General features: G+C 35.9%; 17 protein-coding genes. 8 read left to right on the plus strand and 9 right to left on the minus strand.

The window, feature by feature from the left end:
* The first annotated feature begins 79 nt into the window (after positions 1–79).
* From CQ046_RS11430 to CQ046_RS11455, 6 genes are all read left to right on the plus strand, one after another.
* Positions 80–670, plus strand: coding sequence for an RNA polymerase sigma factor (locus tag CQ046_RS11430; RefSeq protein ID WP_002983793.1), 591 nt, complete (start codon positions 80–82; stop codon positions 668–670).
* A gap of 202 nt (positions 671–872) precedes the next feature.
* Complete coding sequence (locus tag CQ046_RS11435) at positions 873–1,568, plus strand: YjjG family noncanonical pyrimidine nucleotidase (protein WP_105702365.1); 696 nt, start codon at positions 873–875, stop codon at positions 1,566–1,568.
* Between the two features lie 219 nt (positions 1,569–1,787).
* Positions 1,788–2,237: a PepSY-like domain-containing protein gene (locus CQ046_RS11440; RefSeq protein WP_105702366.1), complete on the plus strand. Its 450-nt coding sequence runs from the start codon at positions 1,788–1,790 to the stop codon at positions 2,235–2,237.
* 35 nt (positions 2,238–2,272) lie between these two features.
* Positions 2,273–2,473: a PepSY-like domain-containing protein gene (locus CQ046_RS11445; protein WP_105702367.1), complete on the plus strand. Its 201-nt coding sequence runs from the start codon at positions 2,273–2,275 to the stop codon at positions 2,471–2,473.
* Positions 2,474–2,611: 138 nt separating this feature from the next.
* The gene (locus CQ046_RS11450; RefSeq protein ID WP_105702437.1) at positions 2,612–3,283 is read left to right on the plus strand and encodes a response regulator transcription factor; all 672 of its coding nucleotides are present in this window, start codon (positions 2,612–2,614) and stop codon (positions 3,281–3,283) included.
* Positions 3,283–4,569: a sensor histidine kinase gene (locus CQ046_RS11455; RefSeq protein ID WP_105702368.1), complete on the plus strand. Its 1,287-nt coding sequence runs from the start codon at positions 3,283–3,285 to the stop codon at positions 4,567–4,569. The genes CQ046_RS11450 and CQ046_RS11455 overlap by 1 nt, the downstream gene beginning before the upstream one ends.
* Positions 4,570–4,638: 69 nt before the next feature.
* Here CQ046_RS11455 and trpS read toward each other — a convergent pair whose 3' ends face one another.
* The 9 genes from trpS to CQ046_RS11500 form a co-directional block, all read right to left on the minus strand.
* Positions 4,639–5,607: a tryptophan--tRNA ligase gene (gene trpS / locus CQ046_RS11460; protein ID WP_105702369.1), complete on the minus strand. Its 969-nt coding sequence runs from the start codon at positions 5,605–5,607 to the stop codon at positions 4,639–4,641.
* Positions 5,608–5,761: 154 nt separating this feature from the next.
* Positions 5,762–6,406, minus strand: a complete 645-nt coding sequence (locus tag CQ046_RS11465) for a vancomycin high temperature exclusion protein (protein WP_105702370.1) — start codon at positions 6,404–6,406, stop codon at positions 5,762–5,764.
* Positions 6,407–6,420: 14 nt separating this feature from the next.
* Positions 6,421–7,059, minus strand: a complete 639-nt coding sequence (locus CQ046_RS11470; RefSeq protein WP_105702371.1) for a lipoprotein signal peptidase — start codon at positions 7,057–7,059, stop codon at positions 6,421–6,423.
* Positions 7,059–7,256: a DUF2683 family protein gene (locus CQ046_RS11475; protein WP_105702372.1), complete on the minus strand. Its 198-nt coding sequence runs from the start codon at positions 7,254–7,256 to the stop codon at positions 7,059–7,061. Before CQ046_RS11475 ends, CQ046_RS11470 begins: the two co-directional genes overlap by 1 nt.
* Positions 7,257–7,274: 18 nt before the next feature.
* Positions 7,275–7,520 carry a DUF6576 domain-containing protein gene (locus tag CQ046_RS11480; RefSeq protein ID WP_105702373.1) on the minus strand — a complete coding sequence of 82 codons (246 nt, stop codon included), beginning with the start codon at positions 7,518–7,520 and terminating at the stop codon, positions 7,275–7,277.
* A gap of 78 nt (positions 7,521–7,598) precedes the next feature.
* Positions 7,599–7,979 carry a TraR/DksA family transcriptional regulator gene (locus tag CQ046_RS11485; RefSeq protein ID WP_002983772.1) on the minus strand — a complete coding sequence of 127 codons (381 nt, stop codon included), beginning with the start codon at positions 7,977–7,979 and terminating at the stop codon, positions 7,599–7,601.
* A 58-nt stretch (positions 7,980–8,037) separates the two neighbouring features.
* A complete protein-coding gene (ileS, locus tag CQ046_RS11490; protein WP_105702374.1) occupies positions 8,038–11,433 on the minus strand; it encodes an isoleucine--tRNA ligase in 3,396 nt (1,131 codons plus the stop codon).
* A 237-nt stretch (positions 11,434–11,670) separates the two neighbouring features.
* Entirely contained in the window at positions 11,671–11,988 is a 318-nt protein-coding gene (locus CQ046_RS11495; RefSeq protein WP_105702375.1) for a hypothetical protein, read from the minus strand.
* Positions 11,989–11,995: 7 nt separating this feature from the next.
* Complete coding sequence (locus CQ046_RS11500; protein WP_105702376.1) at positions 11,996–14,641, minus strand: hypothetical protein; 2,646 nt, start codon at positions 14,639–14,641, stop codon at positions 11,996–11,998.
* Positions 14,642–14,869: 228 nt separating this feature from the next.
* Between CQ046_RS11500 and CQ046_RS11505 the strand changes: the two genes are divergently transcribed.
* Together CQ046_RS11505 and CQ046_RS11510 are read left to right on the plus strand one after the other, a co-directional pair.
* A complete protein-coding gene (locus CQ046_RS11505; protein WP_105702377.1) occupies positions 14,870–16,558 on the plus strand; it encodes a M23 family metallopeptidase in 1,689 nt (562 codons plus the stop codon).
* Positions 16,559–16,633: 75 nt separating this feature from the next.
* On the plus strand, positions 16,634–17,926 hold the full coding sequence (locus tag CQ046_RS11510; protein ID WP_105702378.1) for a phenylacetate--CoA ligase family protein: 1,293 nt from the start codon (positions 16,634–16,636) through the stop codon (positions 17,924–17,926).
* Positions 17,927–17,949 lie beyond the last annotated feature (23 nt).

Below are 17,949 nucleotides of genomic sequence, written 5' to 3' on the forward strand. Positions count from 1 at the left end.
CTGTTTTGTTTATGCAGCAAAGGCCAGATAAAATATCTGGAGCAATGCCTGTCTGCAAATATTTATATTGAGAAGAGTTATGAAATCAAAATCGGATAGTTTACTAATTTCCCTTTACCAGAAAGGAGACGAGGGCGCATTGTCTACCCTTATTCACCGACATCAGAGAGAACTTTTTACATTCATTTTTTACAAAATTAATGATGAAGATTTAGCCAATGATATTTTTCAGGATACATTCATGAAGATTATTGTAATGCTGAAAGAAGGGCGCTATAACGAAGAAGGTAAATTTATTCTTTGGGCGAAAAGAATTTCCCATAATTTAATCATCGATCATTTCAGGTCAAAAGCCAAGAATATCAAAGTTTCGGAAACTACTTTTGAAACAGATGAATATTCTATTTTCGATTTGATCAGAGAGCCTTCAGAAAATATTGAAGATCAGTTGGTGACCAATCAGATTCAGGAAGATCTTCTGAAAATGCTGCAGTTTTTACCACAAAACCAGCAGGAAGTAATTAAGCTGAGGTTTTTTGATGGTTTGAGCTTCAAAGAAATCGCAGATCATACAGAGATGAGCATTAATACAACCTTAGGCAGAGTAAGATATGCACTCATCAACCTGAGAAAAATCATGGATGAAAACAATATAATCTTAACCAGATAAATAATATTTTGTAAAATCTCACGTTTTAAGGAAAACATACTTCGCTTATGAAAAAAAATGACTCCTTAAAAGTGAAAACTTTGAAACCTAAGAAACAAACAATTGATTTTTTGCTGAATTTTTCTAAAAGCCTTGAGATTGTGAAAAGCAAGAGCAAAAATTATCCTATTACAAAAAATTAAAATTATTAACTTTGTGCTGTATGAAAATGCAGCATGTTTTTTTTGACCTGGATAATACACTCTGGGATCACCGCAGAAATGCCTATCTTACCATCAAAGATCTTTTTGAAAAACAGGAAATTACTTCAAAGTATGCTATTGACTTTGAAGAGTTTCATTCTGTATATCACGACATTAACGAAGAGTTGTGGGAAAAGATCAGAGACGGAATTATTGGCAAAGAGTACTTGAGAGAGCACCGTTTTTATGATTCATTTAAACATTTTGGAATCGATAATAAAGAGCTTGCCCTTTATTTTGAAGAAAATTTCCTTGATAATATTGTGAGCCATAACGAACTGGTAGAAGGCGCTGAAGATGTTTTGGAATATCTGAAAGCTAAGAATTATACCTTACACATTATTTCCAACGGATTTCAGGAGGTCACAGAAAGGAAGTGTACGCTGTCCGGAATTGCACCTTATTTTAAAACAATTACCAGTGCGGACGCAGTGGGAGTGAGAAAACCTAATCCAAGGATTTTTGAATACTCGTTGGGGCTTTCTGAAGCCAGAAAAGAAGAAAGTATCCTGATTGGGGACGACTGGATTGCAGATGCTATGGGAGCTACAGACTTTGGAATGGAAGCCATCTTCTTTGATGTCTATAAAGAAGACAAACAGAAAGAAGGTTTAAAAGCCATTACCCATCTTCAGCAGATCAAAGAATATTTATAAAATTATATAATCTGATACAAAAGCCGCTAAATTCAACTTTAGCGGCTTTTGTATTTTAACACTTTTAGAAACTAACACAAACATCTGTGGTCATCTGTGCCAATCTGTGGTTAAATTAAATTTTTTCTTGCTTATTTTCCATCAAAATCATTTTTCCCAATTCTTTCCCAAATTGATTAAGAACTTTGCTTCATAATAATAACAGAAAAATGTAATAGTATGAAAAATGTAAAGAAAATCACGGGAGTATTAATGATTGTGTTTTTATTGATGGTAGGATTTGTTTCTGCTCAGGATAGAGCAATCAATGCGAATCAGCTGCCGAAAACGGCTAAAGTTTTTCTTTCTGCCCATTTTAAAGGAATTCCGGTAAGCTCAGCAATAGAAGACAGAGAAATCTATGGAGTAGACGAATACAAAGTTTATCTTACTAATGGAATGAAAATGGAGTTCGACAGTAATGGAAACTGGAAGGAAGTAGACGGAAAGCATCAGAAAGTTCCTTATGGTTTCATCCCTGTATCCATCAGAAATTACAGCACTAAAAATTTCCCCAATACCTACATCATTAAGATCGAAAAGAAAAGATGGTCTTACAAAGCAGAACTTTCTAACGGACTGGAGCTTGAATTCGACAGAAACGGAAACTTTAAAAAAATTGATGACTAACACTTCACCGAATACAAACACTAAATAGTAATAATATGGTCAACTGGAATTTAATAAACAGCAGCGGAAGAAAGATTTCTTCTGCACAGATTAGAAAAAATATGGTTTCATTTCTGACAAGGAATCATCCTTGCAGCGTAATTGATTCCATCGAAAGAAAATATAATGCTTATAAAATTCACCTGATGAGCGGTTTATGTGTTGTTTTTGATGCAGACGGACGCTTTGTTAAGTAAGGAAGCTGGAGGTAGGAAGCTGGACGTAAATATGTTGATGCATATAACTTCCTGCCTCTTTCTTCAATTCTTCCCGTTTATAATTTCATATATTTGATATACATTAATGAAGCAGCAGAATATACAGATCCAGAAAATATGAAGATTTTAATAGTAGAAGATGAACCCGAACTGAAAGATACAGTACAGAAATTTCTGGAAGCAGAACATTTCATTGTAGAGTATGCAGAAAATTACAGCAGCGGACTGGAGAAAATTATTTCTTATGAATATGACTGTATTTTGCTGGATATTATGCTGCCAGACGGAAATGGAATAGATCTGCTGAAAGAAATCAAAAAAATGCATAAAAAAGATCCTGTGATCATTCTTTCTGCCAAAGATTCTGTAGATGATAAGGTGACCGGACTGGAAATAGGGGCTGATGATTATCTTGCAAAACCTTTCCATCTTGCAGAGCTGATGGCGAGGATCAAGTCTGTGATCAGAAGAAAAAATCAGGATGGCGAAAATATCATCCGCTACAAAAATATTAGCATCAATCCGGAGAACAGAACAGTAAAAATAGGTGAAGTAGAGCTTGTGCTTAACCGCAAAGAGTATGATCTTTTGTATTATTTCGTGATTCATCCGGAAAAAACATTGCAAAAGACAACGCTGGCAGAAGCGATCTGGGGAGATTATATAGATCAGGCAGACAGTCTGGATTTTATTTATTCCCAAATCAAAAATCTTCGTAAAAAATTAAAAACACTCAATGCAGAAGCCGATTTTCAGGCTGTGTACGGAATAGGATATAAATTCATCTGATGAAAGTTTCATTAAAATACTACACCATAAAATACCTGATCATGATCCTGCTGTTTATTATTGCGGTTTGGGCAGGGCTGTTTTATGCGTATATTCTGGATGAAGTGCATGACAACGTAGATGATGGATTGAGGAACCGGAAAATACAGATCATCAAAGCTGTTTATCTTAATCCTCAGCTTTTGAATAATAATGATTTTGGATTTAATGAATTTAAAATCAACCCGATCAAAACTGAAGAATATCAAAACAAAAGCAGGCTTTACAACAAGATGTACTACATGGAATATGATGATAAAGACCAGCCGTACCGGGTTCTTGAGGCGGACTTTATTGATCAGTTCAAAAAGAATCAACGGCTTGTCATAAGAACTTCCACTGTAGAAGAAGATGAATTGATCTACGATCTTACGACTGCCTTGATTGTACTTTATATCCTTTTGGTCATAAGTATCGTGGCTGTCAACGGATATCTTCTTAATAAAGCGACGAGACCGTTTTACCGGATTTTGGATAAACTAAAAAAATACCAGTTCGGAATCCCTTTTTCTCAGGAAAAACAAAATTACAAAATCACTGAGTTTGAAGAATTAAATGTGGAAATCAATGAAATGATTGAGCGTAATGAACTTGTTTTTTATCAGCAGAAACAGTTTATTGAAAATGCTTCTCATGAACTTCAGACTCCTTTGGCGATTGTGATCAATAAGATTGATCTCATGATTCAGAATGATGATCTTGATAAAAAGAATCTGACATTTCTTTCCGATGTGAAGAATGACTTGAGGAGAATGGTGGGACTAAATAAATCTTTATTAATGCTCTCCAAAATTGAGAACAGTCAGTTTAATAAAACATCAGACGTCAATTTTAATGGGATGATTGCTCAGCTGGTTCAGAATTATGAAGATTTTATTGCTTTTAAAAAAATAGAGGTCAATATCATTGAGAAAGGACAATTTATAGCAGATTTTAATCAGGATCTGGCAGATATTCTATTGTCTAATCTTCTTAAAAATGCGGTTAAATATAACCATCAGGAAGGGTGTTTTAATATCATTGTTGAAAATAGCCGGATAACTTTCCAAAACAGCGGAGCATCTATTCCTTTAGATAAATCCAGAATTTTCAACCGTTTCTATAAACAGGGATCGGATCATGCCTCTACCGGATTGGGATTGTCCATCATTAAGACTATCATCAAACAATATCCAGGCTGGGATATCGACTATGAATATGGAGATCAGATGCATTACTTTATCCTGACAAAGAATAACGCCAGTTAAAAAAAATACTTTATAAAAATAGAAAAAGCCTTTCAAACGAAAGGCTTTCTTATGTTTTAAAACTCAGCATTAAAATCCTAAGCTTGTTCTTACTCTTTTCAGCGTTTCCAGAGCGATAGGTCTTGTTTTTTGTGCTCCTTCCTGAAGTTTTGCTTCCAGTTCGTCAAGATTACTCATATAATAAGTGAACGTTTCTCTTTCTTTGGCAAAACGTACCAGAATAAGATCCAGCAATTCTTTTTTAGCATGTCCGTATCCGAAGTTTCCAGCAAGATATTTTGTTCTTAATTCTTCAGTCTGTTCAGGCGTAGCAACAAGCTGATAAATCTGGAATGTCTTATCAGTTTCAGGATCCTTAGGTTCTTCTAAAGATTTCGAATCCGACTCAATACTCATTACCTGCTTTTTAAGTTCTTTTTCAGGTAAGAAAATATTGATGATATTTCCTCTGGATTTTGACATTTTCTGACCGTCTGTTCCGGGAACATATTTTGTATCTTCCTGAAGTTCAGATTGTGGCAATACAAGAATTTCACCCATCTGATTGTTGAATCTTGAAGCTACATCTCTTGCAAATTCCAGGTGCTGAAGCTGATCCTTTCCTACGGGTACAATTTCAGCATCATACAGTAAAATATCTGCAGCCATCAAAATAGGGTAAGTAAACAGTCCAGCATTTACATCCTGAAGTCTGTCTGCCTTATCCTTAAATGAATGGGCTAATGTTAATCTTTGATAAGGAAAAAAACATGATAAATGCCAAGAAAGTTCACAGGTTTCAGCGATATCACTTTGTCTGTAGAAAAATGTTTTTTCAGTATCTAATCCACAAGCAAGCCAAGCCGCAGCAATCTCGTAGGTATTTTGTCTTAAAGTCTGCGCATCTTTAATCTGAGTAAGCGTATGAAGATTCGCAATAAATAAAAATGATTCATTTCCTTCCTGCTTGGATAGTTCAATAGCAGGAATAATGGCCCCCAATAGGTTTCCAAGATGGGGTGTTCCGGTGGCTTGAATGCCGGTAAGAATTCTTGACATTTGTTTAAAATTTATATTTAAAAATTAATGAATAGCAAATTTACGAGGTTTGCCGGGAATAAAGGATGAAAAAAGTAAAAAGATTAAAGGAATCAAGGGCCAAGTAATATTTATCTTTCCTTAATCATCTGTGGTAATCCGTGGTTAAAAAAAACTAAGGAATCACAATCTTCTCTCCCCCAAATTTAGGTTCCACTCCGAAAAGTAGATCCCAATAGGCTTTAGCTTTTGCAGCATATTCTCTCAAATTGGTCTTTAATCCTGCATATTTATTCACATCCGCTGCGTTGTACCCAAAGGCTTCCATTCCATTTTTTCTGGCTAAAAAGACCGCTCTTTCATTGTGGAACTTCTGAGAGATAATAACCAGTTTTGTCTGGCTGAAAATATCTTTCGCTCTTACCACAGAATCCAGGGTTCGGAATCCGGCATGATCCATAATGATTTTATCCTGTGGAACTCCGCTCTGCATCAATGCCAGCTGCATGTCTTCAGGTTCATTATAATCTTTGGTGCTGTTGTCACCACTTACGATGATATATTGTATTTTTCCGCTTTTAAATAAATCTGCTGCGGCTTTAATTCTGTTAAAGAAATAAGCATTCGGGCTTCCATCGCTCAGCACCTTTCCGGTTCCTAATAATAAACCTGTTTTTGCTTCCGGTACATCAGCAATATTGTAGGAAACGAATGGTTCGCTGTCCTTTTTGATGCTGTAGTTTACCCAGGCAATAAAAATAATTCCTGCAACGAAAAGAAGCAGGAAAATTTTAAAAATATTTTTGATTATTTTTTTCATCCGAAATAGATCTTTTAAAACTCCAGACCGTTAGGGAAAGCTTTTTTTCTGAATATTAATAAGAATGCCGCTCCTACAGTAATGGCAGAATCTGCAACATTGAAAATATATTTGAAAAATTCAATATGCTTTCCGCCAATTAATGGCCAACTTTCAGGAACATACCAGTCTACCAATGGAAAGTGAAGCATATCAACTACACATCCTTTCATAAAAGTAGAATATCCGTGTCCGAAAGGGGCAAACTTAGAAATCCCTCCATAGCCAATCCATCGGTCAATACTTGGATCATATACTGTTCCGCTGTCGAAGATCATTCCGTAGAACATTCCATCGATAAGATTTCCGATTGCTCCGGCAAAGATGACCGCCATTGGGATCAAAAGATAGTTGGAAGCTCCTTCTTTCAGCCATTTTTTAAACATATAAACCATTCCTCCGATCAGGAATATTCTCAGGATTACCAGAAAATATTTTCCGATGATTCCTCCGAAGTGAAATCCGTAAGCCATTCCTGGGTTTTCTACGAAGGTCAGCTTAAAACCCGGCAAAACAGTTACGCTGTCATCCAGATTAAAATGAGTTTTGATATAAATTTTTGAAGCCTGGTCAATTAACAGAACTAAAAATGTTATCGCTAAAATCTTTTTCATTATTGTTCTTTAGGTTTTGAAGGCTTTGCAGCAGCAGGCTTTACATTTTTGTTGTCGCTTGCTTTCTTGACCACTTTCTGTCCGTTATACGAACTTTTAACATGAGCTTTTTCAAATTTAATACCCATTTCTTTCAGGACACCTTTCAGTGCGCTAAGCTCCATTGCATTTTTTGGATGTACTATAATAGATTCCATTTCTTATTATTTATTTTTTTACATTTTGGACAATTCGTCGAGTCGTTTTCTGTCTTTTTCAGACAAATCATTGATTCCGTTTTTGCCCATCTTACTCAAAAGTCTGTCAATCTCTTTCTCCCGTTCGCGTTTATCAGAATTGAATTGATCATCAATCGTATAGTTCTTCTGTTGATCAGGGAAGAATCTGTTTTTGATCCATTCTCTGTTGAAAAACAGCAGGACTATGGCGACAATAAATCCCAAAATTAATAATTCGCTCATGGGTATACATTAAAAATTAGGTTTATAAAGTATCCGTGAATACGATATAAACCCAATATTATTTTACAAACCTTACGGTTATTTTTGCATATTTTTCGCTTCGATGCTCAGCGTAGCGTGAGGAACGGCTAAAAGTCTTTCCTTAGGAATCAGTTTTCCTGTTACTCTGCAAACACCATACGTTTTATTCTCGATTCTGATCAAAGCATTTTTAAGGTCACGCACGAATTTTTCCTGTCTTCCTGCCAAAATAGAATTTTGCTCTTTGCTCAGCGTTTCTGCTCCTTCTTCAAAAGCCTTGAAGGTAGGAGAGGTGTCATCTGTTCCGTTATTCTGGTCGTTGATGAAACTTTCTCTGATTAGCTGAAGATCTTTTTCTGCTTTTTCTATTTTTTCTTTAATGATCGCTTTAAATTCCTGTAAATCAGCATCGCTGTATCTAACTCTTTCGTCTGACATATTCGTTCTCTTTTTTAATAAAATTATGAAATGGAATTTGAAATATAATAACTACATGTTAATTTTTTTCAACATTTATCTTAAAATTAACCTCATCTATTTCGATTTCGTTAAAATTTGAAAGTGAAGATACAATTTCTATTTTATTTGACAAGACCTCAGAAGAAATATATTCTTCATTTTTCTTAATCTCATGTAAGAAAGGAGAGTTTTCTTCCAATGTGATTGAAATTCTGTCTGTCAGTTCAAAGTCTTTGTCTTTTCGCAGGTTTTGAATTCTGTTGATGAACTCTCTTGCGATACCTTCAGATTTTAATTCATCGGTTAACGTCAAATCTAATGCCACAGTTGTTTTTCCATCGGAAGTAACTGTCCATCCCGGAATATCTTTTGTAGAGATTTCCACATCATCAAGTGTGATCTCATATCCCTGAACATCTAGTTTTCCTTCTTTTTCAAGACCTGCAATCTGCTCTGTGGTAAGATTGGTAATCTCGGCACCTACTACTTTCATGTCTTTTCCTAATTTAGGACCAAGAGTTTTGAAGTTAGGTTTTATCTGTTTTACAATTAAGTGAGATGCCTCTTCAGCATTAATTAACTGTAATTCTTTCACGTTGACTTCCTGCTTGATAAGGTCTGCTACAGCAAGAATCTGCTCTTCTGCTTTAGAATCCAACACAGGAACCAATACTTTTTGTAATGGCTGACGAACTTTTACATTTTCTTTCTTTCTCAAAGAGAAAACCATACTTGTAATGTTCTGAGCTAAATGAGTCTTTTCAACCAGATCCTGATCAATTAAGCTTTCATCAGCTACCGGGAAGTCTGTAAGGTGTACAGATTCACAGTTTTCTTTACCTGTTACTTTATTTAAATCCTGATACAACTGATCCATAAAGAACGGAGCAATTGGAGCAGATAGTTTTGCAACAGTCTCAAGACAAGTGTATAACGTCTGGTAAGCAGAGATCTTATCGTCAGAATAATCTCCTTTCCAGAAACGTCTTCTGCACAATCTTACATACCAGTTGCTTAAGTTATCATTTACGAAGTTACTTATTGCTCTAGCTACTCTTGTTGGTTCATAGTCTTCATAGAAAGCTTTCACTTCCTTGATCAATAAGTTCAGTTCAGAAAGAATCCATCTGTCGATTTCCGGACGGTTTTCCACTTCTTTTTCAGAATAGCTGAAGCCATCCACATTCGCATACAGAGCAAAGAATGAATAGGTGTTGTAAAGGGTTCCGAAGAATTTTCTTCTTACTTCGTCTATTCCTTCAATGTCAAACTTCAGGTTTTCCCATGGGTTTGCATTGGAGATCATGTACCAACGGGTAGCATCCGGTCCGTAAACAGAAAGTGTTTCGAACGGGTCTACAGCATTTCCTAGACGTTTTGACATCTTCTGTCCGTTCTTATCCAGAACAAGACCGTTACTCATTACATTTTTATAAGCAACAGAATCAAACACAGCAGTTCCGATGGCATGAAGCGTGTAGAACCATCCACGGGTCTGGTCAACACCTTCTGCGATGAAATCAGCTGGGAATGCTTTATTGTTGTCTATTAGTTCTTTGTTTTCAAAAGGATAATGCAACTGGGCATAAGGCATAGAACCTGAATCGAACCAAACGTCGATCAAGTCGCTTTCACGTTTCATTGCTTTTCCTGAATCAGAAACCAATACTACTTTGTCTACTACGTTTTTGTGAAGATCCACAAGCTCATAATTAGACTCAGACATATTTCCGATGATGAACCCTTTGAACGGGTTTTCAGTCATCAATCCTGCTGCAACTGATTTTTCTATCTCGTTGTATAATTCTTCTACAGAACCGATGATCTTTTCTTCTTTCAAATCATCTGTTCTCCAGATTGGCAACGGAATACCCCAATATCTTGAGCGGGAAAGATTCCAGTCGTTTACATTTTCCAGCCAGTTGGCAAAACGTCCTTCTCCGGTAGCTTTCGGTTTCCAGTTGATTTCTTTGTTCAAATTAACCAGTCTGTCTTTTACAGCCGTCATTTTCACAAACCATGAATCAAGCGGGTAGTACAATACCGGCTTATCTGTTCTCCAGCAGTGTGGATAAGAGTGGACATATTTCTCTACTTTGAAGGCTTTGTTTTCTGTTTTCAACAGGATAGCAAGTTCTACATCCCAAGATTTCTCAGGAGCAGTTCCTTCATCGTAATATTCATTTTTGATGTAAGTTCCAGAGAATACCTCAGGCACATTGTCTCCTTTGATGAATCTACCTTGTAAGTCTACCAATGGTACAAGATTATCATTTTCATCTTTTACCAACATTGGCGGGATTTCAGGCTGAGCCATTTTAGCAACTCTCGCATCATCCGCACCAAAAGTAGGTGCCGTGTGAACGATACCTGTACCGTCTTCAGTGGTTACGAAATCTCCTAAGATTACTCTGAATGCATTCTCAGGATTATCATTTGGTGTAAACCAGGGAACTAATTGCTCATATCTTGTATCAACAAGTTTTTCTCCTGTAAATTCTTTTAGTATTCTGAAAGGAATTACTTTCGTTTCCGGAGTGTAGCTGGCAAAATCTTCATCTGTACCTTCTGCAAATTTTTTACCGAAAACCTTAGGTAAAAGAACACTTGATAAAACAACAGTTACAGGTTCAAAGGTATATTGATTGAAGGTTTTCACTACAACATATTCAATATCTCTACCTACAGTAAGAGCCGTATTGGATGGAAGCGTCCATGGAGTCGTCGTCCATGCAAGGATATGTACATCTCCGTCAACATCATTGAACAATGTTGAAGAGTCTTTCTTTACTTTAAACTGAGCTACAACCGTTGTGTCTGAGACATCACGGTAAGTCCCGGGCTGATTCAGCTCGTGAGAAGAAAGTCCTGTTCCTGCTTTCGGTGAGTAAGGCTGGATAGTATATCCTTTGTACAACAGGTCTTTGCTGTACAACTGCTTCAATAACCACCAAACGGTTTCCATATATTTTGACTTGTATGTGATGTACGGATCATCAAGGTCTACCCAATATCCGATTTTCTCTGTAAGGTTATTCCAAACATCGGTATAACGCATTACTGCTTCACGACAAGCTTTGTTATAGTCTTCAATAGAGATTTTTTTGCCAATATCTTCTTTTGTGATTCCTAATTCTTTTTCTACACCCAGTTCCACAGGAAGACCATGCGTATCCCAGCCAGCTTTACGGAAAACCTGTTTTCCGTTTTGAGTCTGGTAACGGCAGAAAATATCTTTCAATGCTCTTGCCATTACGTGGTGAATTCCAGGCATACCGTTTGCTGAAGGCGGACCTTCATAAAAAACAAACTCAGGATTTCCCTGACGAATCTCAACACTCTTATTGAAGGTTTTATTTTGTTTCCAAAATTCCGCTACATTCTCTGCTACGTCAATAAGGTTGAGGTTTTTGTATTCTTTAAATTGGCTCATTGTAAATATCTCAATATCGTTGATTAATTAAGTCTGCAAATTTACTAAAATTTGTCGGTTTATAATATATGTTTTATTTAGGTAATTTCTATTAAAAAGTTCAATTTCAGAAATATAAATGAAGAAAGTGAGAAAAAGTGAATGGTGAATGGTTAGTAAATGAATTTTTCAGACTGTTTTGAGTATGAAATTGAAGCCATATTATCTATAAAAAAGCCACCCGAAGGTGGCTGTGAATTATTCTAAGTCACTAAGTCTTGTTATATCTGGCCATCTTCCTGCTTCGTATTCCTGAATGTAGTAGTCAATAGATCTATTTGTTCCAAACACTACAATTTTACCAGTCTTATTCTCTACCAAGAATGGAGAGCAGCCTATTAGCTTGGCTTTTTCAATTTTGTCTTCTACAAATTTTTTTGAGTTAAAATAAAATACCATGCCATATTCTTTTTGAATTGAGCGTTCCTCTGCAATAGTAAGTTCTATTTCCCACTTTTGACTTAATTTTTTTATATAATCTTTTGCAACACTGATTATTTCTATATTTGATAACATAATATATTTAATTTGTTTTTAAAAATTTGAATGATTTAAATTCTTGTAGTAAATTCAATTCATTTGAAATGACTTGCCCCTCAATATATTTTATCCTGTCTTTTTCTACCTTTAAAATATTAATGACATGTGAGTCTAAGTCTCCCGCTCTTTCGCACAATAAAATTCCTCTGTCTCCAATAGGCATAATCTCTTCTTTAGTTCTTAATGTTTTAAGTTCATATGATCTAAAGCTTTCACCATATAGTGCCTCTAGTAGATAATACTCTTGGGCATTGGAAACAGCTGCTGTATTAATCTTTCCTGTTCTAAAAAATTCTTCTACTACTTTTACCACTTCTACGCAATTATGACTTGCTATTTGTACAATTTCCTTCTTACCTTCTGCATTAATAATAATTTTATGGTTAAAATAAATTCTAGCCTCATCAATGAAGTCTATCGCATTTTTGGCAGTAATATCAGTTTCTAAAAGCGCTTTTAATCCTGCCTCAAACTTTTCTATAGTGGGGACTTCTCGACTTACAAATATATTCTCTGCCATTCCGGCAAATCTGCTAAACTCTTCTTCAAGCTTACCTACATTTCCTCCGGCTCTTCTATAGACATAATCTAAAAAAATATCGGTCCTTGCGGGAGACTTTCCCTGGAAAAATAATTTTCCTTTATGAAGTACACCAATCTCTTTCGCTGCATTCTCTACAAAAAGTACTCTTAACTTCTCAAAATCAGAAGAATGTGTGATAGCCTTTTCAACGCTGGCTTTTGAAAGAACATTTAATCCATTTTTAGAATAATTCCTTAAAGGAAACGAATATAATGTATTTTTGATTAACTTTTGTATGCTTTCCTGCTGACGCGGATATCTGGAAGTGTATAATACTTCTACAGTGGCATCCAGTGCTTTTTCTGCCTTAGGAAGCATACTCGCCATGGCACTTGTTGTGCCCTGAACCATATAAATATTATCCCATAATTTTAAAAGATCTTGCCCTTTGGTAGTCATTTGAAGTTCATCTCTGAGCTGAGTCTCTATATAAAAATCTGAAAGGGCAACCCCAATATCGGCATAAGCCACATATAAAGGCAATCCTGATACTCCGGATTCTATAGTTGCAAGACTGGCTGATATTACCATAAGATCTGCAGCAACACGCAAACATCTCAATGCATCCTCTACTGCCTTTTTTTGAGCAATGTGATAAAGAAATAATGCAGGAACTTCAGTATCTGTTTCAAGAGTTTGAATCTTGCCGGAAGAAAGTTTTGCTTTTTCATACACTTTGAGATGCAGCATGTCGAGAGGTCTGAATTCTCCGTTTTCAATCTCATTTTCAGCTTCAATTTCCTTCGTTTTTAGATTAAATACTTTTATGGTATTAATCAAGGTGACAATATTATCAGGATCTCCTTCCATAAAATAACCTGTAAGCTCACAATGCCTTTCTATGGTGTCAGAATCTCTGCTGACTCCCAATGCGAAAAGAGAACCTCTTTGCAGAGGTTGATGAGCGTCATCCATGGCGTGCTGAGCCTGCATAAAAGCTGTAACGTAAATGACAAAAAGCTCTTTGTTTTCAAACATTTGCCCATGGGCAACCTGATTGGTATCTGAAATAATGCCTTTTCCCATATACACACTTTCTCCATCTAAAGAATGATAAATGTGAAGAATGAGCTTAGGATCATTTTTAATCTTTTTATAAACAAATTCTCCGGAAATAGCTGTGAGAATGCGGATGGCATATCGGCTTTTATCTCTGAAGGGTTCCACTGCCACGGCCGCCGCTTTCTCTATTGAGTCTACATCGCGAAGCAATTGAGAATCAAAATTTAAGAACTGTAAAAAATGATCCCATAGCATTTCATCTGAAAGCTTCTTTGCTTTTCCTTTGTAGTCTACTCCTGTTAGGGCGAAATTAGGGAGCTGGTTATAGAAGAACATCAGATCATCAATTGTGGTAAGCCCGTTTCCTGCCTCCTCAAAGTGGGCAATCAGACCTACTTGCGCCATCTCTCGGTGATAAGGAAAAAGATAAGTGATCATATCCATATAATCTTCCACATCGCTGAGGTTAATTTTTATCGCATCAGGTGATTTCGAAGAATAGCTTATAGTGGTTTCTACTTCGTTTATTACGGTCTGGGTGGCTTCTCTGTTATATTCACGATAAGGAATATTGATGGTACAGCTAATGTTTCTTTCTCTGATTCCTATTTCTGTGTGATGGGTGTAGTTTTTAGGATCAATATAGCCTGGGCTTACACTGACCCATACTTTTTTATCAATACGTTCTAAAAAAGAGTTTTCAAACTGTTTCGGGTCTATTTTAGGCTCCTGTATGACTAATTTTTCAATCATCTTGGCCTTTACCCTTACATTATCAATTTTCGCAGGAGGGATTTCTTTCAGATTTACTTTTTCTACTTCTTGCGAATAGTTGATAAAGTTTTTCCTTGCATCGAAAAGATAAGTGTTGAAATCTGTGGAAGAAGCAAGCACTCTGAAAAGTTTTCCCTCGTCTACCCAAAGGTTGGTGAAAAAAGGTTCTACGGAATTGGTAGCCACTTTTTCTCCTTTCATATCTGCCCATATTTCCCGACTGATTCTGTCAAAATCGTCCATCTTTTTTAAAGGGTCTTTAAAATTCATCTTTAAGTTTTTTCATTAATACTATTTTTATGTTCTGGTTGTTGGAAAATAAAATCAGATCAAAAGAAATCATTCTTTCATCTGAATCTTTATGAGGCAAATATCAATGCTGGAAACGACAAAACTTGGCGTATAAAAATAAAAGTGATTCTAAAAACAGATTATGATAACAACCGCTCATTGGCCGGAATTTTGTACATTTAATAGACGTATAAACCCAAATGCTGTATGAAAATCTATTATTACCTGATGCTTTTTGTTTGTTTTATCAACACAAGCATTGTACAAGCTCAAACTAGCTATCCTCAGAATTATTTCAGAAATCCTTTAAATATTCCCATGCAGCTGGCGGCCAATTTTGGAGCAGTCCGGACGAATCACTTTCATATGGGATTGGATCTGAGAACCAATAGCCAGGAGAATTTACCGGTTCTTGCAGCAGCAGATGGCTATGTAAGCAGGATAAAAGTGGAGCGATATGGATTTGGAAATGCAGTGTACATCACACATCCCAATGGTTATACTACGGTATATGCCCACCTGAATAAATACTTTAGTAAACTGGATGAATATGTAAAGGAAAAACAATATAAAGACGAAAAGTGGGAGCAAGACATTACTTTTCAACCCGGACAGTTTCCTGTGGAGAAAGGACAGCGAGTTGCTTTGAGTGGAAATACGGGAGGATCTGCAGGACCACACCTTCATTTTGAAATAAGAGATACCAAAACAGAAGAATGCCTTAATCCGTTACTTTTTGGTTTTGCTATTCCTGATAATATAGCACCTATTATAAGTGGATTGTATTGGTATGACCGACGTTTCAGTACTTATGAACCTGGTGCGAATGGTGTTGCTGTTAAAAAAGCAGGAAATGTTTATACTTCTAATCTTGTTCAGGTAAATTCTCCGGAAATAAGTTTTGCTATTAAAGCCGTTGATAAAGCTAATCAAGGATTTAATCTTGGGATTTATAATGCAGAACTATTGATGGATGGCAAGCTGATTTACAGTTTTAAAATTGATAAAATCCACTATGATGACACGCGATATATCAACGGTTGTATAGATTATACCAAATTTATCAGGGATAAAATGGGAATTCAGCACTTAGCTGATTTACCGGGAATGAAACTACAGAATTATAGCTTTCCAAATTTAACCGGGATTATCAAACTTCAGGATGAAAATGTTCATTCCATTGAAATTGTCCTCAAAGATGTTAAAGGAAATACAAGCCGTTTAACAACAAAACTTCAGTTAAACAAAACCTCAGACAAAATATCTTCTACTGCAAAAACAATAATGGCTAACGAAGCGAAAACTATTACCACAGAAAATGCTGAAATTGCTTTCAGTAAAAATGCCATGTATGATGCTGTGAATTTTAATGCCTATGAAAAGCCGGATGCCAATCAGAATGCTGTTTCAAATAGCATTATTTTACAGAGTCCGTACATTCCTGTTCAGGATGAATATATTTTGAGAATAAAACCCAATAGAAAATTAACCAATACAGAGAAAGATAAAGCCGTTATCCTCCTTGATTATGGCAGTGATAATACTGTTGTTAAGGTAAAATGGAGTGGTGATTGGGCAGAAGGAAAATTCAATAGATTGGGCACTGCAAAATTATTAATAGACAATAATCTGCCTTCTGTTTCATCAGGCTGGACAGAAGGAGCATTGGTTAATAACAGTTCATTATTGTTAAAAGGAACCTCGAAAATTGGAGATATTGTTTCATTCCGGGCCGAGCTGGATGGGAAATGGCTTAGATTTGCCCGTGTAAAAGATAATTTTGTTTATACTTTCGATGAAAGATGCCCGAAAGGAACTGGTTCCCATACTTTAAAAGTAACCACAGCTAATACTGCTGGGAATGCCAATACACAAACCTTTACATTTCAGAGATAAATCATCTTTTAAAAGTTGAATCTTTAAATCTTTTCATTTTAATTAAATAAATTTGCCTTTTAAAAATTAAAATCATTGGAATTTCATCCGTTAATCGAGAAAGCAGGGACTCAGGAAATCAAACTATTTCAGGAAGAAAAACTTCGTGAGCTTTTGACCTATCTTGAGAATCATTCACCCTTTTATCAGAAACTGTTCAAAGAAAATACTATCAATATTGCTGACATCCGTATGTTGGAAGATCTTCAGAAGATTCCTACCACCACAAAGAATGATCTTCAGCAGTATAATAATAATTTTTTCTGCATAACACCGGATAAAATTGTCGATTACAGTACCACTTCCGGAACGTTGGGAGATCCGGTTACTTTCGGATTGTCCGACAGCGATCTTGAGAGACTGGCTTACAATGAAGCGATATCTTTCGCCTGTGCAGGGATTCAAAAAGGAGATGTGGTTCAGATGATTACCACCATAGATAAAAGATTTATGGCAGGTCTTGCCTATTTTCTGGGTTTAAGAAAAATGGGTGCAAGTGTGGTAAGAATGGGACCCGGAATTCCCGAACTTCAATGGGATTCAATTTTCAGATATCAACCTAAATATCTGATCACCGTGCCTTCTTTTCTGCTGAAAATGATTGATTATGCCGAAAAACATGGATTGGATTATAAAAATTCAAGTGTTTACGGGGCTGTATGTATCGGAGAAAGTATCAAAAACCAGGATTTTACAGATAATATTCTTTCGCAGAAAATTAAAGAAAAGTGGGATATAAAACTCTTTTCCACCTATGCTTCTACCGAAATGAGTACCGCTTTTACAGAATGTGAATTCCAGATCGGAGGACATCACCACCCGGAACTCATCATTACAGAAATTCTAGATGATGAAGGAAATCCTGTAAAAGATGGAGAAAGTGGAGAACTGACGATTACCACGCTAGGAGTAGAAGCTATTCCTCTGTTGAGGTTTAAAACCGGAGATCTTGTAAAAGCCCATTATGAACCATGCCAATGCGGAAGAAATACGATGAGGTTAGGACCTGTAGTAGGAAGAAAACAGCAAATGATCAAATATAAGGGGACAACATTGTATCCTCCTGCGATGAATGATATTTTGAATGATTTTAACAACATTTTATGTTATCAAATCGTTATTCAGGCTAATGAAATAGGGTTGGATGAAATTATCATCAAATTAAGTACTGAAGCAGAACACGAAGGGTTTGTCAATGAAGTAAGAGATCATTTCCGTGCAAAATTGAGAGTAAGCCCGAAAATTGAAATCATAGACTTTGATATTCTGTCTAAAACAGTTTTTAATCCAAACAGCAGAAAACCAATTACTTTTATTGATTTGAGATGAAATTAAATCGAAAGAATAAATGA

It is taken from the genome of Chryseobacterium sp. MYb7 (genome assembly GCF_002979455.1).
Lineage (GTDB): Bacteria > Bacteroidota > Bacteroidia > Flavobacteriales > Weeksellaceae > Chryseobacterium.